Origin of the sequence: Flavobacterium sp. IMCC34518 (genome assembly GCF_027111095.2) — a bacterium.
Classification (GTDB): domain Bacteria; phylum Bacteroidota; class Bacteroidia; order Flavobacteriales; family Flavobacteriaceae; genus Flavobacterium; species Flavobacterium praedii.
In genome coordinates this window covers 749,401-771,816 of sequence record NZ_CP114284.2, presented here as the reverse complement: position 1 = coordinate 771,816, position 22,416 = coordinate 749,401, and the positions used below count along the sequence as shown (strand labels likewise).

The 22,416-nt window shown below is 32.9% G+C and carries 21 protein-coding genes; 9 read left to right on the top strand and 12 right to left on the bottom strand.

What is annotated here, in order from left to right:
• Positions 1–306: 306 nt before the first annotated feature.
• Positions 307–1,332, top strand: a complete 1,026-nt coding sequence (gene lpxK, locus OZP06_RS03365) for a tetraacyldisaccharide 4'-kinase (RefSeq protein WP_269223682.1) — start codon at positions 307–309, stop codon at positions 1,330–1,332.
• Positions 1,304–2,116 (top strand): purine-nucleoside phosphorylase, encoded by an 813-nt coding sequence (locus OZP06_RS03360; RefSeq protein ID WP_269223681.1) that lies wholly within the window; start codon positions 1,304–1,306, stop codon positions 2,114–2,116. Before lpxK ends, OZP06_RS03360 begins: the two co-directional genes overlap by 29 nt.
• Here the strand turns inward: OZP06_RS03360 and OZP06_RS03355 are convergent.
• The 3 genes from OZP06_RS03355 to lipA are packed head-to-tail and all read right to left on the bottom strand — an operon-like array spanning position 2,113 to position 6,224.
• Positions 2,113–4,296 carry an ATP-binding protein gene (locus OZP06_RS03355; RefSeq protein ID WP_281324229.1) on the bottom strand — a complete coding sequence of 728 codons (2,184 nt, stop codon included), beginning with the start codon at positions 4,294–4,296 and terminating at the stop codon, positions 2,113–2,115. The genes OZP06_RS03360 and OZP06_RS03355 overlap by 4 nt on opposite strands.
• Positions 4,297–4,304: 8 nt before the next feature.
• Positions 4,305–5,312 carry a type I glyceraldehyde-3-phosphate dehydrogenase gene (gap, locus tag OZP06_RS03350; protein ID WP_269223679.1) on the bottom strand — a complete coding sequence of 336 codons (1,008 nt, stop codon included), beginning with the start codon at positions 5,310–5,312 and terminating at the stop codon, positions 4,305–4,307.
• Between the two features lie 42 nt (positions 5,313–5,354).
• Positions 5,355–6,224 carry a lipoyl synthase gene (lipA, locus tag OZP06_RS03345; RefSeq protein ID WP_269223678.1) on the bottom strand — a complete coding sequence of 290 codons (870 nt, stop codon included), beginning with the start codon at positions 6,222–6,224 and terminating at the stop codon, positions 5,355–5,357.
• Positions 6,225–6,464: 240 nt separating this feature from the next.
• On the opposite strand from lipA, the gene OZP06_RS03340 reads away from it, so the two are divergent.
• A complete protein-coding gene (locus OZP06_RS03340) occupies positions 6,465–7,316 on the top strand; it encodes a M48 family metalloprotease (protein ID WP_269223677.1) in 852 nt (283 codons plus the stop codon).
• An 89-nt stretch (positions 7,317–7,405) separates the two neighbouring features.
• On the opposite strand, the gene OZP06_RS03335 is transcribed toward OZP06_RS03340, so the two are convergent.
• The 9 genes from OZP06_RS03335 to OZP06_RS03295 all read right to left on the bottom strand — a co-directional run bounded on the left by OZP06_RS03335 (position 7,406) and on the right by OZP06_RS03295 (position 15,857).
• Positions 7,406–8,224 carry an energy transducer TonB gene (locus tag OZP06_RS03335; RefSeq protein ID WP_269223676.1) on the bottom strand — a complete coding sequence of 273 codons (819 nt, stop codon included), beginning with the start codon at positions 8,222–8,224 and terminating at the stop codon, positions 7,406–7,408.
• Between the two features lie 274 nt (positions 8,225–8,498).
• On the bottom strand, positions 8,499–9,050 hold the full coding sequence (locus OZP06_RS03330; protein WP_219318702.1) for a sigma-70 family RNA polymerase sigma factor: 552 nt from the start codon (positions 9,048–9,050) through the stop codon (positions 8,499–8,501).
• Positions 9,041–10,147, bottom strand: a complete 1,107-nt coding sequence (locus OZP06_RS03325; protein ID WP_281324228.1) for a glycosyltransferase — start codon at positions 10,145–10,147, stop codon at positions 9,041–9,043. Before OZP06_RS03325 ends, OZP06_RS03330 begins: the two co-directional genes overlap by 10 nt.
• A gap of 74 nt (positions 10,148–10,221) precedes the next feature.
• Positions 10,222–10,836, bottom strand: coding sequence for an FMN-binding negative transcriptional regulator (locus OZP06_RS03320; RefSeq protein WP_281324227.1), 615 nt, complete (start codon positions 10,834–10,836; stop codon positions 10,222–10,224).
• A gap of 60 nt (positions 10,837–10,896) precedes the next feature.
• Positions 10,897–11,910, bottom strand: a complete 1,014-nt coding sequence (gene murB / locus OZP06_RS03315; RefSeq protein WP_281324226.1) for a UDP-N-acetylmuramate dehydrogenase — start codon at positions 11,908–11,910, stop codon at positions 10,897–10,899.
• A gap of 33 nt (positions 11,911–11,943) precedes the next feature.
• A complete protein-coding gene (locus tag OZP06_RS03310) occupies positions 11,944–12,615 on the bottom strand; it encodes a DUF2461 domain-containing protein (protein WP_269223675.1) in 672 nt (223 codons plus the stop codon).
• Between the two features lie 6 nt (positions 12,616–12,621).
• On the bottom strand, positions 12,622–13,320 hold the full coding sequence (locus OZP06_RS03305) for a thioredoxin domain-containing protein (protein ID WP_281324225.1): 699 nt from the start codon (positions 13,318–13,320) through the stop codon (positions 12,622–12,624).
• A 247-nt stretch (positions 13,321–13,567) separates the two neighbouring features.
• Positions 13,568–14,647, bottom strand: a complete 1,080-nt coding sequence (recF, locus tag OZP06_RS03300; protein ID WP_281324224.1) for a DNA replication and repair protein RecF — start codon at positions 14,645–14,647, stop codon at positions 13,568–13,570.
• Positions 14,648–14,849: 202 nt separating this feature from the next.
• Positions 14,850–15,857, bottom strand: coding sequence for an IS110 family transposase (locus OZP06_RS03295; protein WP_269221582.1), 1,008 nt, complete (start codon positions 15,855–15,857; stop codon positions 14,850–14,852).
• A gap of 434 nt (positions 15,858–16,291) precedes the next feature.
• Between OZP06_RS03295 and OZP06_RS03290 the strand changes: the two genes are divergently transcribed.
• The 6 genes from OZP06_RS03290 (at position 16,292) to OZP06_RS03265 (ending at position 22,367) form a co-directional block, all read left to right on the top strand.
• Entirely contained in the window at positions 16,292–17,071 is a 780-nt protein-coding gene (locus OZP06_RS03290) for a tetratricopeptide repeat protein (protein WP_281238959.1), read from the top strand.
• Positions 17,072–17,172: 101 nt separating this feature from the next.
• Positions 17,173–17,745, top strand: a complete 573-nt coding sequence (ribH, locus tag OZP06_RS03285; RefSeq protein ID WP_281238960.1) for a 6,7-dimethyl-8-ribityllumazine synthase — start codon at positions 17,173–17,175, stop codon at positions 17,743–17,745.
• Between the two features lie 172 nt (positions 17,746–17,917).
• A complete protein-coding gene (locus tag OZP06_RS03280) occupies positions 17,918–18,622 on the top strand; it encodes a DUF6624 domain-containing protein (protein WP_269223673.1) in 705 nt (234 codons plus the stop codon).
• 166 nt (positions 18,623–18,788) lie between these two features.
• Positions 18,789–20,681, top strand: coding sequence for a DNA mismatch repair endonuclease MutL (gene mutL, locus OZP06_RS03275; RefSeq protein ID WP_281324223.1), 1,893 nt, complete (start codon positions 18,789–18,791; stop codon positions 20,679–20,681).
• The gene (locus tag OZP06_RS03270) at positions 20,678–21,436 is read left to right on the top strand and encodes a rhomboid family intramembrane serine protease (protein WP_281324222.1); all 759 of its coding nucleotides are present in this window, start codon (positions 20,678–20,680) and stop codon (positions 21,434–21,436) included. Before mutL ends, OZP06_RS03270 begins: the two co-directional genes overlap by 4 nt.
• 70 nt (positions 21,437–21,506) lie before the next feature.
• On the top strand, positions 21,507–22,367 hold the full coding sequence (locus tag OZP06_RS03265; protein WP_269223672.1) for a rhomboid family intramembrane serine protease: 861 nt from the start codon (positions 21,507–21,509) through the stop codon (positions 22,365–22,367).
• Positions 22,368–22,416 lie beyond the last annotated feature (49 nt).

The window sequence follows — 22,416 nt, the reverse complement described above, 5'->3', positions numbered from 1 at the left end:
AAATAATATTGTTTTTTAACAAAAATAAGGTTAAATATCAATGAATTGAATGATTTTGTTAAAAAAATGATCGTTGATAAATCGATTTATTAATATGATAAAATGAGGTATGTTTATTTGTTTAAATCCTAATTGAAGGTATCTTTTTTTGTTAAAAAGATATAGCGTAAAAAGGATTCGGTTTGATATTTTTAAAAAATGGAATAGCTTTTTTTAAAATCTAATTTCTTATGTTTTTTGGCTTTGTGAAATCTTTGGTTTGTAATTACTTTTTAGTATTAGCTTAAAATGTTTTACTTTCGTAAAATGAATTTACTACGAAAAGTACTGTTCCCTTTTGCTGTTTTATATGGCTTAATTACGAGTATTCGAAATTTTCTTTTTGATGTTGGGATTCTAAAATCTTATTCCTTTGATTTACCTGTTATTGCCGTGGGGAATCTTAGTGTGGGTGGTACGGGAAAGACACCTCAAATCGAATATTTGATTCGGTTGATTACTGAAAAATATAAAGTAGCTACTTTGAGTCGAGGTTATAAAAGAAAATCAGAAGGTTTTGTATTGGCAAATTCATCTTCGGATGCATTGCAATTGGGGGACGAACCTTTTCAGTATCATCAAAAATTTGCGACTATTCAAGTGGCTGTAGATGCCAATAGAAAGAATGGAATCGAACAATTATTAACTCAATCAAATCCTCCCGAAGTTATTTTATTGGATGATGCTTTTCAACATCGAAAAGTAAAAGCTGGTTTCTATATTCTATTGACTTCATACGGTGATTTGTATTGTGATGATTATATGTTGCCTACCGGTAATTTAAGAGAGAGTCGAATTGGAGTGCAAAGGGCAGATATTGTTATTGTTACAAAATGCCCGTCAAATCTTTCCTTGAGTGAGCAAAATAAAATTAAAAAACAGCTTAATCTTTCTTCTAATCAAAGTTTGTTCTTTACCTTTATTGAGTATGAAGATGTTGTTTTTTCTGGGGATAAAGAACTAAAAGTAGCTGATATTATAGGTCTTGAAAAAATACTTTTAGCAGGAATAGCAAAGCCTCAATCCTTTTTTAGGCATTTGAAACAAGAAAATGATGTATGTTTAACATATTCAGATCATCACCATTTTAGCGAAAGCGAATTACAAGAAATTAAAATAAAAGCAAACCATAAAATTATAGTAACAACCGAAAAGGATTATGTGCGTTTACAAGGAAGTATTTTGAGCGAACAGCTTTATTATTTACCTATAAAAAGTTCATTTCTTTCGGAGGGAGATAATTTTGATAAAATCATTTTAAATTATGTGGGACAAAGTACAAGAAACCGTTAGTTTTATTTCTAAAAAAATAAATTTCACTCCAGAATATGGTGTGATTTTAGGTTCTGGATTAGGCGGATTTACAAAAGATATTGCAATTGAATTTACCTTACCGTATGAGGAAATTCCAAATTTTCCGGTTTCGACAGTTCAAGGACACAAAGGAGCATTGGTTTTTGGTACTATTGGTAACAAGAAAGTAGTAGCAATGCAAGGGCGTTTTCATTTTTACGAAGGGTATTCTATGAAAGAAGTGACTTTTCCGGTGCGGGTGATGAAATATTTAGGAGTCAAAAAATTATTAGTCTCTAATGCTTCGGGCGGAGTAAATCCAAATTATAAAGTTGGTTCGATTGTGATTATCAAGGATCATATCAATTTTATGCCAGAGCATCCATTGAGAGGTAAAAATGATGAACGTTTTGGTCCAAGATTTGTTAATATGAGTCAGCCTTACTCTGTTGAAATGATAGAAAAGGTTAAAAATATTGCTTTAGAATTAAATATAGAAGTACATGATGGGGTGTATTTAGGGCTTCAGGGGCCTACTTTTGAAACCTTATCAGAATACAGAATGGTGAAGATTTTAGGGGCAGATTGTGTAGGGATGTCTACTGTTCCAGAAGTAATTGTTGCTCGCCATATGGAATTAGAAACCTTTGGGGTTTCAATCATTACTGACATGGGGGATGAAGAAAGTATACTTACTATATCACACGATGAGGTTTTGGAAGCTGCAAAAGGGGCTGAGCCTCATTTACGCAGCCTTATCAAAGAATTGATTAGTAGGGACTAGTTGGTGTTGCTAATGTTTTTGGCGAGTATAGTATAAAAATCTTCGGGTACAAATGGTTTAGTAATTACATCGGTCATTCCAAAAGAGAGTAACATTTCTCGGTTTTCATTTAAAGATATTGCTGTTAATGCAACTATTGGAGTTTTGGTATCAAATTCTCTAATGCGTTGGGTAGCAATAGTACCATTGATGCCTAATAAATGAACGTCCATTAGTACCATGTCAAATGAATTTGTTTTAAGCAATTCTATTGCATCCTCTCCATTGTCTAGAATGGTGCAAAATATTTCTTTATTCAACAACATTTTTTGAGTGATCATTTGGTTGATTTTGTTGTCTTCTACCACCAATATTTTTTTGTTTTTAAATATTTCTGGATTGTAATTTTTAGTTAAAACGGTATTAGGTAGCGGTTTGTTATCAACTTTAAAATTCAATTCAAAAGAAAAAGCAGAACCTTTTCCGACGGCACTTTTTAGTCTTATCCGACCACCTAATATTCGAACTAGTTTTTTTACAATAGTAAGTCCCAATCCTGTCCCTCCAAATTTTCTGTTGATTTCTACTGATCCTTGAGAAAAACTTTCAAAAACAGTTTTTAGTTTGTCTGCAGGAATTCCAATTCCTGTATCAATGATTTGAAAATGTATTGTTGCAGTTTCATTTTGAAAACTTCTCAATCTTGCAATAACGCTAACTGTTCCGTTATTGGTGAATTTTAATGCATTGTTAATTAAATTCATGAAAATTTGAGACAATTTTGTAGGGTCTCCAATTAAGTTTTCAGGAACGGCTGTGTCAATTTTCAGAATAAATTTATTGTTATTTACTATTGCTATTTCTTTGAGTGAGTTTTGGATGTCTCCTAATAACTGCTTGAGGTTAAAATTAATATGCTCCAGCTCTAATTTATTAGAGTCAATTTTGTTTATTTCTAATATATCATTGATAAAGTTCGTTAGGTAATTACCTGAAAATTTCAAGGACGATAAATAATGCATTTGGGTTTTCTTTGGATTTTCTTCCAGCAGTAAATGTGTAATTCCATTAATTGCATTCAATGGAGTTCGCAACTCGTGACTTACTGTTGATAGAAACTCCGATCGTGCTTTGGATGCTTCTTCGGCTCTATTTTTTGCGGCAATCAATTCATTGTTTTTTTCTTTTAATAATGAATTGGTTTGATTACGTATGATATTATTTTTGTACAGAGACAAACTCAAAAGTGACAAAATTGAAATGATTGCAATAGCTAGAATGCTAATAAGCTTAGAAAATTTATCTGCTTTTTCTTTTTCGCTATTTTCTCTTTCTAATAATAATTTTTCTTGTTTTCGTTGGGATTCTTTAAATATTTCATAATCATTAATGCCCAACTTTTCATCATTAGCAAGTAAAATGCTTTCTTTTAGATTTAGATGTTTTTTTAAGTATTTGTAAGCAGAGGATTTGTCAAGTAATTTATCATAAACAGTACTTAAAGCAAGTAAAATATTTGATTTTTGATTAAGATTTTTAGTGGTATTGTTTAATTCAGCCGCTTTATTAAAGTAATTTAAAGCCAGATTATATCTTTTTCCTGAGGCTTCTATTGTTCCTATTTGATAGAGGGCTTCTGCTTTTGTATTTGTTGAATTATTGTTTTCGATCTTAGCAATAATAGCGTTAAATAGGGATAGTGCCAATGTAATATTTCCTGTAGATTTTGCAATTATTCCTTTTTGAAGATTAATTTTATCACCAGGATCATTGATTTTTAACTTCTTTTGTATTTCTTCAGTTTTGAGGATGCAGATTTCTGCTAAATTGTATTTCTTTTTTTCGATATAAGATAAACCCATAAAATAGTAGGCATTGGCTACTTTTTCGTTAGGTTTTGTTGAAATGCTATTGAATAAAATAATGCTTTTGTTGAATACTTCAATCGCATCATTGTAAAGGTTTAGATCGAAATAAATTTTACCTAAGTTGAAAGTTTGGAAGAATTCAGCTTCTTTTTTGTGGTTCTTTTTACAAAAATTTATTGATTTTTGGGTGTAAAATAAAACATCTTTATAATTATTGTTTTTTGTATTTTCATTAACTAATTTCGAGTAATATGAAACACTGTCTACTTTAATGCTATTTTGAGAAAAGAGTAGTGAGTGAAAAAAAACAAAACATAATAAAAAGTATTTCATGATTGATGCTATTTTTTATTATTGTTTAGCAATAAAATAAGATCAATAATTCTTGACGAATATCCTATTTCATTATCATACCAACCTACGACTTTTACCATTTTGTCTATTACCGATGTTAGCAGGGAATCAAATATACATGAATTTTTGTTACCTATTACGTCAACAGATACAATTGGGTCTTCAGTATATTCTAAAATTCCTTTTAAATTGGTTTGAGATGCAATTTTAAAGGCTTCGTTTATTTGTTCTATTGTAACGGAACGTTTTACATTAAAGGTTATATCAGTCAAGGAACCATCAGGAACTGGAACTCGAATGCCACAACCTCCCATTTTTCCTTCAAGTGAAGTAAAGATTTTGGTTAAAGCTTTTGCTGCTCCAGTTGTCGTTGGGACAATTGATTGGCTTGCTCCTCTGGCTCTGCGCAAGTCTTTATGAGGCTGATCGTGTAAACTTTGATCTGTTGTATAGGAGTGAATGGTAGTGATGTAAGCTTGTCCGATACCGCATAGTTCTTCGATCACTTTGATCATTGGAGCTGCATTATTTGTGGTGCAACTGGCATTGGATATAATAGTTTCCGTTCCGTCAAGAATTGATTCATTAACACCTAATACTACTGTTTTTATGGTATCAACTTCAGATGGTGCCGATAATATAACTCTTTTGGCTCCTGCGATAATATGAGCATTAATCTCTTCAAAAGTTTTGTATTTGCCAGTAGATTCTACAACAAAATCAATATTTATACTTTTCCAATCCAGATTAGAAATGTTTTTTTCATGAAAAAACAAAAAATGTTTCCCATCGATTAGTATTCCTTTTTCATCATTGCTTACTGCAAAAGGCAAAACCCCATGAATACTGTCGTATTTCACTAAATGAGCCATAGTTTTTTTGTCGGCAATATCATTTATGGCTACTACTTCTATTGAGGGATGGTTTAGAAGTAAACGAAATAAATTTCGTCCAATTCTTCCAAAGCCATTAATCGCAATTCTTGTTTTTGTCATTTTAAACGAGTCGTTTTTTTTATTTTTTATAAGGGTTAGAAGCTATAATATATGTTTTTGCGCTTTGTAGGAGGAGCGTACTAATGGTCCGCTTTCTACATGACGGAAGCCTAGTTCCAATCCGTATTTTTCATATTTTGCAAATTGTTCTGGAGTTATAAACTCTTTGACTGGAAGGTGTTTTTTGCTGGGTTGTAAATATTGACCAATAGTTACAATGTCTACATTTGCATTTCGTAAGTCACGCATCGTTTGAAAAACTTCCTCTTCTTGTTCTCCTAATCCCAACATAATTCCTGACTTAGTTCTATTGATTCCTTTTTCTTTTAGGTATCTCAAAACCTCTAAGCTTCTATCGTATTTGGCTTGAATTCGTACTTCGCGAGTTAGTCTACGTACTGTTTCTACATTATGCGAGACTACTTCGGGATTGGCTTCAATAATACGATCGATATTTCTTTCTATGCCTTGAAAATCAGGAATTAAAGTTTCAAGTGTTGTGTTTGGGTTCATCCTTCGAATGGCTTTTACAGTTTCAATCCATATAATAGAACCGCCATCTTTTAAATCATCTCTATCAACACTAGTGATTACGGCGTGTTTGATATTCATGATTTTTATAGAACGGGCTACTTTTTCTGGTTCATCCCAGTCTACAGTTTCTGGCCTTCCAGTTTTTACACCACAAAATCCGCATGAACGTGTACATACGTTTCCTAAAATCATAAAAGTTGCAGTTCCTTCTCCCCAACATTCCCCCATATTTGGGCAACTTCCAGAGGTGCAAATAGTATTCAGGCTATATTTGTCTACCAAACCACGAAGTTCGGTGTATTTTTGACCAATTGGGAGTTTTACCTTAAGCCATTTTGGCTTTCCTACTGGTAAAGTATTATCTAAAACAGTTTCCATATCTTAATTTTGTAACTGCAAAGATAATGAATGTACTTTTAGAATTAGAGCTCTCGATTTGTGAATTTTGATAAAAATGGATTGTTTATAAAAGCAATTTTAAGCTTTTTATATTAAAAAGAGGTTTTGTATATTAATTTTGAAAAAGAGGTTTGTTATATCTAATTTTAAAATAAAACTTGATTCCGATGTTTTTAAACTTGTAGTATATTTGCAAATTCAAATAAATAAAACAAAAGTATGAATACAAAATCGATACAATTAAGTGCTTTGGCAATTGTGTTTGGGTTTTTTACTGCTCAAGCGCAAATTAATTTTGGGGAAAGAGCATTGGGCGCTGTTCAAAAGGGAATGACAGGATTTACTTTTAGTGATGCCGATGCTGCGGCTTTATCTAAACCTGCGGTAGATAAAATGGATGCAGAGAATAAAGTGGCTATACCAACAGATCCTTATGCGATTCGTTTAGCTAGCGTTTTTGGAAAATACACCAAAGGAGAATTTTACACCTTAAATTACAAAGTGTATCTAACAAAAGATATAAATGCTTTTGCAACTGCAGACGGAAGTGTGCGTGTTTTTTCAGGTTTGATGGATGTTATGGATGATAACGAATTAATTGCAGTAATTGGTCATGAAATTGGCCATGTAAATAATCACGACTCTAGAGATGCTATGAAAGCTTTGTATCAAAAAGAAGCTTTGATTGATGCTGCTGCTTCGCAGTCTACTAAAGTGGCTGCAGTAACGGATAGTCAATTGGCTAAAATTGGTAGTGCGATGATAGATAGTAAATACAGTCGTAAACAAGAATCAGAAGCCGATTTGTTTGCTTATGATTTTATGAAAAAAAATGGTTATGATGTGAATGCAGAAGAATCTGCGTTTCGAATATTGGCCAAAATGAGCCAAGGCGCGCAAAGTTCTTTCATAGATCAAATGATGAGCTCTCATCCTGATTCAAGTTTACGAGCGGATGAAGCCAAAGCAAGAGCAGAAAAAGATGGTTTGTATAAGCCTTATGTACAAAAAATGCCAGTAGTTAAGAAAACAACGACTACTAAAAAGACTGCTACTAAAAAGAAAAAATAATTTTGTCTTAGTACTTTAGTTAAATAAAAAAATGAGAAAGCGGAACTTTTTAAAGTTCCACTTTCTCATTTTTTTATTTAATATTCAAATTAATTGGGTTGAATTGTAATCGGTAAATTATAAGAAGTTCTAACTGCTTTTCCTTCATACATACCTGGAGACCATTTGGTTTTTAAGGATTTTAAAACACGAATGGCTTCAGCTCCGAGTCCATAACCAGGGTCTTTTAGTACTTTTATGTCTGTCATACTTCCATCTTTTTCAATTACAAATGAGACACTTACGCGAATGGCATTTTCACTATCTAATTCTGGTTTTTCAAAATTATTGCCAACATAGGTGTAGAACTTTTTGATTCCGCCTGGGAATTCTGGCATTTTATCTACTACGTTGCTTGATAGAATGGTAGTGTCGGTAATGCCAGGGTTACTGGTTACTGCTGTTCCGGTTGACGGAGTTGTGCTTGTTCCAGTTCCGCCTGTATTGTTATCTGGAGTGCTTTTTAGTTCAGTATTAGAAGCAATTTTTTCAGGACTGGCTAATGCCGCTTGAACGATTTCTGGATTTATGAGTTGTGTATTGGTATTAATGTTTGCTGTAACTGGGTTTTTAGTTTTAGGTAAAGGTGCTTCTTCAGCTTTTGTTTCAGGTAGTACATAAGGGTCAATATCAACAACAACTACCGGCGGTAGATCAGGGACCAATGACGGAATTCTATGTTCTGGATTTAGATAATTGTAAACCGCTGGAATACTAATGGCTGCTGTCAAAAGTAATACCCCTATGAAGAGTGCGAAAAAGGACGTTTTGGTATTTTCCTGACGTAAATGATAAGCACCGTATTCTTTGTTTCTGTTTTCGAATACAAGATCAATCCAACTGGTTTCGTAGAGGTTTAATTTAGACATAATTTACGGATTTAATGGTTAAGTAGAAATTAAATCATAAGCTAAAGTATTTTTAGTTTTTAACGCAAATAACAGGAATTTTAGTGTGTATGGATCTGATTATTTTTCAACAAATTTGTTAAATAGATATTATTATACGTAAATATAGAAATAGTTATCGAAAATAAATATAGTTATTTAACAAAATAAGTTTACTTAATGTGATTGGGTTTTAGCGGTTCTAGAGTAGTGGTGTAATGCCTTTTTCTAAGTAAATACTAGACTTTAGACGAAATTATCGTCTGTTTTGGATAATCTCCGAAAGTAATTTTTTGGCACGAAGGAGTTTAATCTTTACATTGCTCAGCGGTTCGTCAATTTTATTGGCGATTTCTTGGTAACTCATTTCCTGAAAATAACGCAATTGAATTACTTCCTGATAATGTGGTTTCAATTCTTTTATGAATTGTAATAACTGGGAAAGATTTTGTTCGGTAATTAAAACGTCTTCTGCCGAAGGAGTAGTGTCGGCAATATTATAGGCAGTTTGGTCTTCTTCGTCTGTTATTTCGATAAAAAGACTCGATTTTTTTTTGCGAATTAAATCGATATGTACATTTTTGGCAATAGAAATCAGCCAAGTGTTGAATTGAAATTCGGGATTGTATGTGGCTATTTTGTCAAATGCCTTGGAGAATGTTTCAATGGTAATGTCTTCTGCAGTGGTTTCGTTTTCGGTACGTTTTAGCATAAAACCGTAAACCTCATTCCAGTAGTAATCTAATAGAAAAGTAAAGGCAACTTGATTTCCTTTTTTTGCTTTTTCTATTTGTTTGCTTATTTCCAATGGGCAGGTTTTGAAAAAATGTTAGTTACAAAGACATTAATTTGAGTGAATATAAGTATAATTTCTATAATAGGATACCAATACATCACATCTTTTTCTTTTAATTTACCCGCTGCAAATCCAGTAACAATCCAAGTAACTAAATATCGGAATCCGATAAGGCTTACGACTAATATCCATTGAAATTGAAATGCTAATAATACAATTGGCATTATTAGAAACAATAATTGAGAACTAAAGAATATTGCTAATTGTATTTTGTCAAATGCTTTATAATGTGTTGCAGTGGCGACATGTCTTCTTTTTTGAATAAACCAATCCTTAAATGTGGTTTTTGGTGCCGAATATGTAAAGCTTTCAGGTGAATAACTTATTGTGATGTTATCTGAATTTGCTGCTTGATTGATAAATAAATCATCATCTCCTGAACGAATTTGAATATGGTCAATAAAACCGTTGACATTGAAAAATTCTTCTTTTTTGTATGCCAAATTACGGCCTACACCCATATAAGGTTTACCCATTTTTGCCCACGAAAAATATTGAATTGCAGTAAGTAAAGTTTCGAATCGGATTATTTTATTGAGTAATGAATTGGCTATTTTTTCATAACCACTATAACCCAAAACTATAGTTTTTTCTTTGGTGAACTGAGAACTCATTGCAGTTATCCAATCTTTGGAGGTTGGGTAACAATCAGCATCTGTAAAAAGTAAATGTTCTTTTTTGGCTGCTTTTATTCCCAGTGTTAATGCATATTTTTTATTTCCCCAAAAAGCTTCGTTGTTTTTAACTTTAACAAGTTTTATATTGGAATATGTTTTTTCAAATTCTTCAAATACATCCAAGGTGTTATCGCTTGATGCATCGTCAATCAAAACGATTTCATAATCAGGATAATTTTGATCGGCCAATAAAGGAATGTATTTGATCACATTCTCTTCTTCGTTTTTGGCACAAACAATTACTGAGATTGGTATATTTTTGGATTCGAATTCTTGTTTTTTTGCAAATGAAAACTTCCCAAAAACAATTAGATAATAAAAAAGTTGAATAACAACTATAGCAATAAAAAAGTATAAAATAATTGTAAGCATCTTTTATTTTTTGGCTTTTAAAAACGATTGCAAATGTAATTAGCAATTGTCAATTATCAATATAAAATCGGAAATTACTTTTTATTTTTAGTCATTTCTTTTGCCACAGCAATAGATTGAGGGTTTTCTGTTTTTTCTAACTCTAAAATAATATTCGAATAATTTTTGGCATCTCTGTTTTGTGACATTTTATTTTGGGCTTGTATTTCTTCAATTTTTATTTCAAAAGCTACAATGCCACGGGTTTGTAGCATTGTTTTCTTCGAGAAATCGGCTACGCGAACGGGACATTTGGAATTTTGCTCGTATTTGTCGACTAATTTGGTTAATGAATCAATTACGGCATCTCCTTTGATGATTTTTATTTTTCCATATACATGTACAGCTGAGTAATTCCAAGTAGGTACATTTTCGTGATCGTACCAAGAAGAAGAAATATAGGAGTGAGGCCCCGTAAATACAGCCAAAACTTGATCATTCGTTTGAAAAGCTGTCCATTGTGGGTTTTCTTTTGCGATATGACCGTGTAAAACCTCTTCGCCTTCTTTATTGATTTCGAGTTCCAATGGAATGTGGGTTGCCCATAATTTTCCATTGGTTTGATTTATAAGAATTCCAAAAGCATTTTCTTTTAGAAATTTCTGAATCGACTCTTTGTCTTCGTTCTTGTATAAATCAGGAATGTACATGTTAAGCTATTTAAGATTTTAGATTTAGGATTACTTTAATCTGAATTCTAAAATTTGCATTTAGATGATATTCACTTCGGCTTCAATATGAATGCCAAATGTGTTGAAGACAGTATCCTGAACGGTTTTGGAAACCTCCAAAATTTCTTGCCCAGTTGCTCCTCCGTAATTTACTAAAACCAATGCTTGATTTTTATGAATTCCAGCTTCTCCAAAACGTTTTCCTTTTAACCCAGCTTGTTCAATTAGCCAACCTGCGGGTACTTTAACTTCGGTTTCTGAAATTTCAAAGTGTCTCATTTCTGGGAATTTTTGGTGAATTGGCTCAAAATCTGTTTTTAAAAGAATTGGATTTTTGAAAAAACTACCGCTGTTTCCCAATTCGGCAGGATCGGGTAATTTACTTTTACGAATAGCAATTACGGCATTACTCACGTCTTTAAGCGTTGGATTTGTAATGTTATTTTTAGCTAATTCGGCTGTTATGTCTCCGTACGAAGTATTTATTTTGTGGTTATGTTTGGTTAGTTTATAAACAACTGAAACAATAATGTATTGATCTTTTACTTCATTTTTAAAAACACTTTCTCTGTACCCAAAGTGGCAATCTTCTTTGGTAAATGTTCTCATTTCTTGAGTTGCAATATTAATCGCTTCACAGTAAACAAAAGTGTCTTTGATTTCGGTTCCATAAGCGCCAATGTTTTGAACGGGAGTTGTACCCACATTACCAGGAATGAGCGACATATTTTCGAGTCCCCCTAAGTTTTGATTTATGGTCCAAAGCACAAATTGATGCCAGTTTTCGCCTGCTTGGCTTTCGACCCAAACATAATCGGCATCTTCTTGGAGTATTTTTTTTCCTTTTAAATCAATATGGATGACCAAAGCTTCAATATTTTTGGTCAAAAGCATATTGCTTCCACCACCTAAAATGAATTTTTTTTGGTTTTTATTTTGTTCTAAAATGGATTTCAATTCGGGAATACTGTGAACAGCAACAAATTGTTCTGCTTTGGCTTCAATGCCAAATGTATTGTAGTTTTTTAAAGAAAAATGATGCGAAATTTCCATAAAGAATTGTATTTAAGTTGTTGTCTTTTGAGTTTATTCTGAATATAAAGCTCTGTCGATAAAATGATTGAAAGGTTTTAAGGCAATCATTTTTTCTACCATTGTCGTTACAAAATCTTTTTGAGTAACCAATTTGGTGTCAAATTGTTGAGTAGCGGTAAAGCTTTTTAATTTCAGGTATTCAATGGCTGGATCTTCTTTGTCATACCCTTTTGGAAGGTTTTTTAAAGTCGAATTTTCGTCTCTATTCAAATTTTGATAAATAGATTGGAATTTTTTTTCGTTTAAAATTTCTTGTAAATCATCATAGAAAAAGTGAATTTCTTTTCTGATTTTTTGAAGTTGATCGGGTTGTGGGCAATACAATCCGCCGCCTACAAAGCATTTTCCGTTTTCTATATGAAGGTAATAACCCGAAGCTTCAGCATTTTTGGCTCCTGCGGATATCCAAATCCCTAAATTCGTTTTGTAAGGTGATTTGTCTTTGGCAAACCGAACGTCACGGTTGATTCTAAACGTACAGTTTTTGACTTCTAGCATTTCTAAGGAAGAGTCAAGAGGCTTTAGAGCGTCAAGAAATGCAGCAACCAATTGATGGTAGTCTTTCTTTACGGCTTCGTAGCGTTTTTTATTTTCCAGAAACCAATCACGATTGTTGTTAGCCTTTAAATCTTCGAGGAATTGTAACGTATCTTTTGAGAGCATAATTGCTTATTGTAATTGAGTTTTTATTTCTTCTTCGCTAATGAATCCTGATTTTTGCCATTTTATTATTTTGTTTTCATATAATAATAAAGTAGGAAGTTCGCTTATTTTTAACTCTTTCATAATGGTTTTATTTTCGTCTGCATTCAATCGAATGATAACTACTTTGTCGGCCATTTCTTTTTGCATTTTTAGAATATAAGGTTCCATTTTTTTGCAAGGAGCGCACCAAGGCGCATAAAAATTGACTAATACTTTCTTGTCTGATTTTATCAACTCGGCATATTCTTGAGGGCAAACACCAATGATTTTGGTATCTGGTTTTGCTAAGCCTGCAGCTTCCCATTTGAGCATTCCACCGTCAAGATTGTAAACAGTTGTGAAACCTAATTCGGCTAATTTGTTGGATGCTTTGGCACTTCTTCCGCCACTTTTGCAGTATACAAAAACCGGTTTGGTTTTGTCATATTTGTCCGTTTTTAAAACAAAACTATCACTGAGCCAATTCACATTATCGGAATTTTCGATATTTCCTGAGGCATATTCTTCGGGTGTGCGAACATCTAGAATTTGTGCATTTGGGGTATTCTTTATCTTTTCTGAAAAGGTTGTAACATCAACGGTTTTTACAGCTGGTGATGTTTGTCCGTTACAGGAAAGTATAATAAAAGATATAATAATTAAAAAAAAGTGATTTGTTTTCATTGTAAAATAAATGATTTAGTGTTGGTGTAAAATTAAGCAATTTGGAACTATTCAGCACATTTCCTGCAAGGTCTTTTTTGGACCTTGTAGGTATAAAATGAACATGCTAGTAAATTTGTTAGAATTAAAATACTTTGTCAGTTCGTCAATAGGTTCGTTTAATCGAATGTCAAAGTTAAATAGTAATAGATGAAATACCTACAAGGTCCAAAAAAGACCTTGCAGGATTGTAGTTAGTCTTTTAAAGTTACAAATTAAAAATCGTATAACTCTGGAGTGTCGATTTTACGATTACTTCTGTGCGTTCTGGATGTGTGTCGGATATAAAAAGTTGTCCAAAAGTGTCGTTGTTGACCATTTCTATGATTTTGGATACGCGACTTTCGTCTAATTTATCGAAGATATCGTCAAAAAGCAGAATAGGTTTTACACCGCTTTGCTTTTTTAGGAATTCGAACTGTGCGAGTTTGAGAGCGATTAAAAAGGATTTTTGTTGCCCTTGAGATCCGAATTTTTTGATGGGATAGTTATCGATTTCAAAAGAAAGATCATCTTTATGAATTCCGACGCTGGTGTATTGCAACATTCGGTCTTTGTTGATGTTTTGTTGTAATAATGTCAATAAATCATTTTCGAATAAATGGCTTTCGTAAATCAATTGAACCGATTCTTGTGAACCCGTAATATTGTGATGATGAAAGTTAAAAATTGGAATGAACTCGGCGATGAATGCTTTTCTTTTTTCGAAAATGGATTGACCAAATTGGGTTAGCTGTTCATTATATATGGATAAGGTATCATTGTCATACGTATGATTCAAGGCAAAATACTTTAATAAAGCATTGCGTTGGCTCATTACTTTTTGATATTGAATGAGCTGTTGGAGGTATTGCGAATCCAATTGAGAAATCACGCTGTCCATAAACTTTCTGCGGGTATCGCTTCCTTCTACGATTAAATCCCTGTCGGCTGGGGAAATAATGACCAAGGGAATGAATCCGATGTGGTCTGAGAATTTATCGTAGGCTTTTCCGTTGCGTTTCAGGATTTTTTTTTGGCCTTTTTTGAGACTGATGACAATTTGTTCGGTTCTGTCGTTCTTTTCAAATTCGGCATCAATGACGAAAAACTCTTCGCCGTGTTTGATGTTTTGAACGGCTAGTGGATTGAAATAACTTTTCCCGTACGACAAATGATAAATGGCATCCAATACATTGGTTTTTCCGATGCCGTTTTTGCCTACAAAACAATTGATTTTGCTGTCAAAGTCGAAATTGGCTTCGGCAAAGTTTTTGTAATTGAATAGGGATATTTTCTTTAAATACATTTGAAGTTCTTGCTGTAATGATTGACTTTGAAGTCTTTTTTTTGACTTTTGAAAAGAGGGTGCAAATTATTGAAAAATATCGATATAAAGGATGGGAATTTGTGTTTTCGTTTTTTTACTGCGTTAGTGGGCTCGCGTGAGGGACAGGAGCAAGCTACCGAAGTAGCGCATTCTATGATAAAAAACAAATAATTTTAAAATATTAACAGGCAAATTTATATGTATTTATATATGGTGTTTGTCTGTTAATTACAGAGAAAACACGTCCTATTATTTTGCATTTTACATTGTTTAAGACTAACATAGCATTTTTGCCTTCTCCTTTTTTTCTTTCATAATATTCTTTGAGTTGCGGATCGTGTTTTACCGCTGTTAAAGCACACATTTGTAATATTGATTTCATTTTTTTATCTGCCATATGATTGACTTTGGTTCGTCCTTTTATACTCGAACCCGATGTATGTTCAAAAGGTGCGGTTCCAGCGTAACAAGCCAATTTTCTGGCATTATCAAATGCTGTAAAGCCTCTTGTAACAATTAGCATATAGATAGCCGTTTTATCTCCAATGCCAGGAACACTTTTAATCAACTCAAATTGTTTTTTCAATTCAAAATGATTACATATTATTGCTTTCATTTCCTTCTCAATAGATTTTAATGTTGCTTTTAAAAACTTCACTGTTTTATTATTTATTCCTTTAATTGATTGATAAACTTGTTTTGGTGTAAAATCAGCATTCTCTTTTGTCCCTTCAAAAATTTTAAATGATTTCATTACTTTTTCTCTTTCAGTGAAAAGCAATTTTAATTGTTGAATTACTGTTTCTGGTAAAGTAGACAGTTTTAGTTTGTCAATATTTCGAATACTGTACAAAGCAATGTCTTTGGCATCTGCTTTGTCATTTTTACCTCTCGAGATCCCTTTAGATCGTTTGATTTCAATGGCCGGCACAACCCAGAAATCAAGATTGTTTTCAGATAGACAGCTGCTTAAAGGGAAAGTATAAACCCCAGTGTTTTCACAGCAAAATAAAACAGCACTTAAATCTATCTTCTGTTTTATTAAGTTTTTAAAAATTTCCTTAACGCCTTTTAAATTGTTTTCGACAATGAAATGATTAGTTACATTAGGTTCTTCTTTTTTTAAAAGAACCACATCCAATTTTGATTTTGAAATGTCAACGCCTACATAAAATAAATAGTTTTTCATAACTTTGAATTTAGGATAAACAAAAATGTTGAACTTCTTTAGAGCCTTTATTAGACCTTGATGTCTATCATTCTATTTGAAGCAATTCAACGGGATTCAAGGAGAAGACAGAGGACTAATGCGCTACATAAGTCACAAGCTTGGCGGATAGCATAGTTCACCTCTGTTTTCCTTTGAATAAATTTAGTGTTATATTAAATACAAAGTAAAGGCGTATGGCCCGACAGCAGCTAGGAAAAAGGGCGCTGACGACAAAGGGAATAGCCCTTTTTTCTAGCTGGTGGCACGCCCTAATTATTCGGATAGTAGGGGGTATTTTTTCTGGGAAAATAAGGGATTAGAAATATTTTTCTAAATTTTAATATAAAATCGAATTTTTTTACGTGCATTAGAATAAAAATTTTATTTTTGCCGTTCACTAAATTAAATTTTAAATGGCTACTTACAGTAAAAGAGGATATAAAACACCAAAAGAAAAGGAAGTAAAAGACGATGCAGTTGAAAATGTAACGATTGATGTAAAAGACAGTGCTACGGCTGAGGTTTTTTCAAAATTAGACGAAACAGCTTCTAAAACAGAAGACTGGGTTGCAAAGAATCAAAAAATCATAATTGGGGTTGTAAGCGCTATTACATTGGTAACTGTTGGCTATTTTGCATATCAAAAATTTATTGCAAATCCTAAAGAAGACGATGCTGCAAATGAGATGTTTGTTGCTCAATCTAATTTTGAAAAAGCAACTAATGGTGTAGCAAGTGATTCATTATACAAATTATCATTGAACGGTTCAGAAGGTAAATTTGGATTTGTAAAAATCGCAGATCAATATTCTGGAACTGCTGCTGGGAATTTGGCTAACTATTATGCAGGTATCGCTTACTTGAATACGGGTAAATATGATGAAGCAATTAGTTATTTAGGTAAATTTAGCTCTGATGATATGATCTTGAGTGCCTTGGCTAAAGGAGCTATTGGTGATGCTTATTCTCAAAAAAATCAACCGAAAGAAGCTTTGGAGAATTATAGTAAAGCGGTTGAAGCTAGTAAAAATGATTTTACAACGCCACGTTTCTTGATGAAAGCCGGTAAAGTAGCTTTGGCATTAGGAAATAAAGCCGATGCTTTGAAATATTTTACAGATATTAAAGAAAATTACGAAAATGCTCCAGAAGCTGCAACAGTGGATGGATTGATTGGTTTGTCACAGGAATAAAAAGATTTAAAATTGTTGATTTAAGAGTAGTGATTTTTGATTTCAAAACGCTATCTTTAATAGCTACAATTTAAAATTTAAAATCTGCAATCTTAAATAATATGGCTACCATAAATAAAAATTTATCTGATTACGATAAAAACACAGTCCCAAACGCGAAAGATTTTCGCTTTGGGATTGTTGTTTCAGAATGGAATGATACTATCACCGAAGGACTTTTTAAAGGAGCAATTACTGCTTTGTTGGAAAATGAAGTGCCGTCTCATCACATTATTCGTTGGAATGTTCCGGGGAGTTTTGAACTAATTTATGGTTCAAAAAAAATGTTGCAAACTCAAAATGTTGATGCTGTAATTGCTATTGGATGTGTGATTCAAGGGCAAACCAAGCATTTTGATTTTGTATGCGAAGGGGTGACTCAGGGCATTAAGGATTTGAATGTTCAAACGGATGTTCCTGTTATTTTTTGTGTATTGACAGATGATACCATGCAACAATCGATAGACCGAAGTGGAGGTATTCACGGAAATAAAGGTACTGAAGCAGCAATTGCCGCCATAAAAATGGCCTATATTCGTCAACAAGCTTCGTTGTCTCACCAAATTGACAATCAACATTTATTGTCTCCAGGTGCTTTGCGAATCGAGAATTTGCCTTTGCAAATAGAAGAGTAATTATTTCAAGTAATAAGTTAATTACTGAGCACTATTCATAAATTACTATAAAAAGAGCCTATACTTTTCATTGAATTGTATGGGTTTTTTTATGTTTTTATTGTGATAAACAGAATGTACCAAAGGTTCTTTAATTGTTTATATTTGAGGTTAAACATTTTAAAAATTAACGATGGTAATAAGTTGTATGCAAAAATATGCATTTATTATGTTGTTGTTTGTGTATGGATTAGCTAAAGCACAAGAAACAATTAATGAAGACTTGAAAAAGGAATTGGATGGTATTTATAAAATAGACCAAATTCTTCGAGAATATATTGATAATGAGACTTCTGATAGTCGAAAATTACAAATACTTAATGAAACAGGTTACTCGAAAGAGGATTTTGCTAATGGTAATGTGTATAAAATATTGAAAATTCGAGATTCTATTAATCTTAAAAGAATTGAGGAAATTATTGCAAAACAGGGTTATCCTGGTAAAACTTTGGTTGGCGAACCAACCAATGAAGTAGCTTGGATTGTGATTCAACATAGCAATAAAATAGCAAATTATTTTCCGGTGATTCAAGAAGCAGGAGCTAGTAATGAAATACCCTTTACGAAAGTCGCTATGATGCAAGACAGAATGCTAATGTATGAAGGGAAAGAGCAACTTTATGGGACTCAAGTTTCGGGACAATACATTCTTAACGTTACGACTGGAAAAAAGGAGTTCTGGTACTGTGTATGGCCAATTCTTAATGCAGAATCTGTAAATGATCTGAGGAAAGAAGCTGGATTTTCGACGACCATTGAAGAGTATGCCCAAAGTATGGGAGTCACATATAAAAAGTTTACACTAGAAGAAATAAAGAAATTAACTGTCAAAGATTAATAGCATTGTTGTTGGTTTTAAAAGGGTTAGCATTCTGTTTAAATTTGGTTTTTTTTATGAGAGGCAAAGCACTAAAACCCAATAGAAATTACTTAAATTTGTCATCTTTGATTTTAATTTTTATTTAAAATCAAAAACCTAAAATCTGAAATCTAAAATATTCTTAATGTCGAGTATAATTCAATTACTTCCTGATCATGTTGCCAACCAAATTGCTGCTGGAGAAGTAGTGCAAAGACCTGCTTCAGTAGTAAAAGAACTATTGGAAAATGCAGTTGATGCAAAAGCAACCGATATTAAATTGATCATTAAAGATGCTGGGAAGTCATTGGTGCAGGTAATCGATAATGGTTCAGGAATGAATGTTACCGATGCTCGTATGTGTTTTGAGCGTCATGCTACGTCTAAGATTCGTCAAGCTGAAGATTTATTCTCCTTACATACCAAAGGGTTTCGTGGAGAAGCCTTAGCCTCTATCGCGGCGATTGCTCACATGGAAATGAAGACCAAGCAAGAGCAGGAAGAATTAGGGACTCATATTGTTATTGAAGGAAGTAAATTTATCTCTCAAGATGTGGCGGTTTTGCCAAAAGGGACATCTTTTGCCGTTAAAAATTTATTTTTCAATATTCCCGCTCGCCGTAATTTCTTGAAATCGGATACGGTGGAATACCGTCATGTGATTGATGAATTTCAACGAGTAGCTTTGGCACATCCTAAAATTCATTTTACTTTTTATCATAATGGCAGCGATATGTATAATTTGCCACCATCAAGTTTAAGACAGCGAATCGTAAATTTTTTTGGCGGAAAAACAAATGAAAAATTGGTGCCTGTTGTTGAAGATACAGAAATGATGAATATACAAGGTTTTGTAAGCAAACCTGAATTTGCTAAAAAAAATAGGGGAGAGCAGTTTTTCTTTGTTAATGACCGTTTCATAAAAAGTCCTTATTTGCATCATGCGGTTATGGCTGCTTACGAAGGAATTTTAAAAGATGGTTCTCAGCCTAGTTATTACTTGTACTTAACCGTGCCGCCGAATACCATCGATATCAATATTCATCCTACAAAAACCGAAATCAAGTTTGATAACGAAAGTGCTATGTATGCTATTTTGAGAGCATCCATAAAACACAGTTTGGGACAGTTTAATGTAGCTCCTGTTTTAGATTTTGAAAGGGATGCTAATTTAGATACTCCTTATCATTATAAAAACTTAGACGCGGAAGTGCCAACGATACAAGTGGATGGGAATTACAATCCTTTTGCCGATGATAAGCCCAATAAGCTTTTTCCAACCTATAAAAAATCAGAATCAACTGCTAGCTGGGAAAACCTGTATGTTGATGTAAAACATGATACAGAAGTCATTTCTAGCGGTGATTCATTCGCTTCGAGTAACAATGAATTTACTTTCGAAAATAACGAATTTACTTTTGAAAATGAAGAGGTAACTTCTTCTTTATTTAATGATGGAGAAGTGGAGCAAACGGTGCATAAAACGTATCAAATTCATAAAAAATATATTGTATCCCCAATAAAATCAGGAATGGTTATTGTAGATCAAAGCAGAGCACATCAACGTGTTTTGTATGAACAGTTCCTTGTCAATATGACGGTACAACATGCTTCTAGTCAGCAATTATTGTTTCCTATTAATTTGTTTTATTCGGCTAGCGAAATGGAGCTTATTGGCGAGTTACAACAATCATTGATAAATACTGGTTTTGTTTTTGAAGAGTCGAATTCGGACCATATTGTGATTTCGGGTATTCCTGTAAATAGTACCGAAAGCGATGTTGCAGCAGTTTTAGATCAATTGTTAAGCGATTTACATAACGGAATTCCAGAAAATAGTTTCAGCCAAAACGATACCATTGCCAAATCAATGGCTAAAAGTTTGGCAGTAAAAACAGGTACTTATTTGACCGAAAAAGAACAGGAAAATTTAGTAAACGGTCTTTTTGCCTGTAAAGATCCAAATGTTTCTCCCTTTCAAAAACCCACTTTCATCACCATGCGTGTGGAAGACTTAGATAAAAAATTTGCATTATGATGAATATCACACCTACAGTAAAACAGTTATTGATAATCAACGTGTTGTTTTATGTTTGCTCCATGGTTGTTGGAGAACCTGCTTATAAATTACTTTCGATGTATTTTTTTGAAAGTCCGGATTTTCATTTTTGGCAACTTTTTACGCACATGTTTATGCATGCGCCGTTGCCGAATATTATGCATATCGCATTTAATATGTTTGCATTATATTCTTTTGGATCTGCTTTGGAGCATTTTTGGGGAGGTAAAAAGTTTTTGTTTTTCTATATTTCCTGTGGTTTAGGTGCTGCTTTATTGCATACTGGAGTAAATTATTATTTCTTTGAAAATGGAATTGATACTTTGGTTGCCAATGGATATCAAAAAGTGGAAATTCTAAAAGTTTTAAGTGAGGGAAAATTTGATACCAAATGGCAGGAATTATTAACTCCTTCCGATTTTCAGTCTTTTATGGGGGCGTATTTGGGTAATGTTGTAGGGGCTTCGGGAGCTATTTATGGATTGTTGGTAGCTTTTGCTTTCATGTTTCCAAATGCAGAATTGGCATTAATGTTTATTCCAATTCCTATTAAAGCAAAATATTTTGTTCCTGGATTGTTATTAATTGATTTATATTTGGGAGTTTCAGGAGGGTCGTTGTTTGGCGGTTCGAGCGGAATTGCTCATTTCGCCCATCTTGGAGGTGCATTGGTTGGTTTTGTGATGATGTGGTATTGGAAAAAAAATCAATTTAACAATCATCGTTGGAATTAGCCCTTAACCCCCAAAGGGGGAATTGTTAAGAAGACTGACAACTCATAACTCATAACTCATAACTTTAATTATGAACATCCTAGACGATTTGAAAATGCAATATAAATTGGGTGGAATCGCAATGAAAATGATCTATTGGAATATAGGTTGTTTTCTAGTTTCCTTGATTTTTTTCTATCAATATAAAGAAGGTGTTTTTGTCTTTCCCAATTGGATTGCCTTGTCATCAAGTCCAATCGATTTTGTGTTAAAGCCCTGGACTTTTCTAACCTATGCTTTTTTTCACAATGATTTTTGGCATTTGTTTTTTAATATGATGGTGCTGAATTTCGCCAGTTATCTGTTTCTTACTTTTTTCTCTTCCAAGCAGTATTTGGGATTGTATATTTTAAGTGCCATTTTTTCGGGTATTATCTTTGTTATTGGTTTTAATTTGATGCAATTAAGTGGGGCTGTAATTGGAGCTTCAGCAGCAATTATGGCGATTTTGGTTGCGGTAACCACGTATAGTCCTTTGATGAATGTTAGATTATTACTTTTAGGAAATGTAAAATTATGGCATATTACAGCAGTGATACTGATATTGGATCTGATGCAAATTCGGTTAGAAAATTCAGGCGGGCACATTTCGCATTTGGCAGGTGCTTTCTTTGGTTTTATTTATATTAAATTGCTTCAAAATGGTACCGATTTGAGTAAGTCAGTAAGTGTAGTTTTCGATTTTTTTGTTAATCTATTTAAAAAACCAACTACGCCTTTTAAGAAAGTCCATAAAAATTATAAAAAAGTAGTCGATAAACCAATTTCTAAAATAGTAATAAAAGATAAAAAGCAACAACAAATTGACGAAATTTTAGACAAAATTAGTAAGTCAGGTTATGACAGCTTGAGTAAAGAAGAAAAAGAATTCTTGTTTCAAGCCGGAAAATAACTTATTTTTATCTAAATATTGAAGTGTAAATCAGGAGTTTTTTGATCTT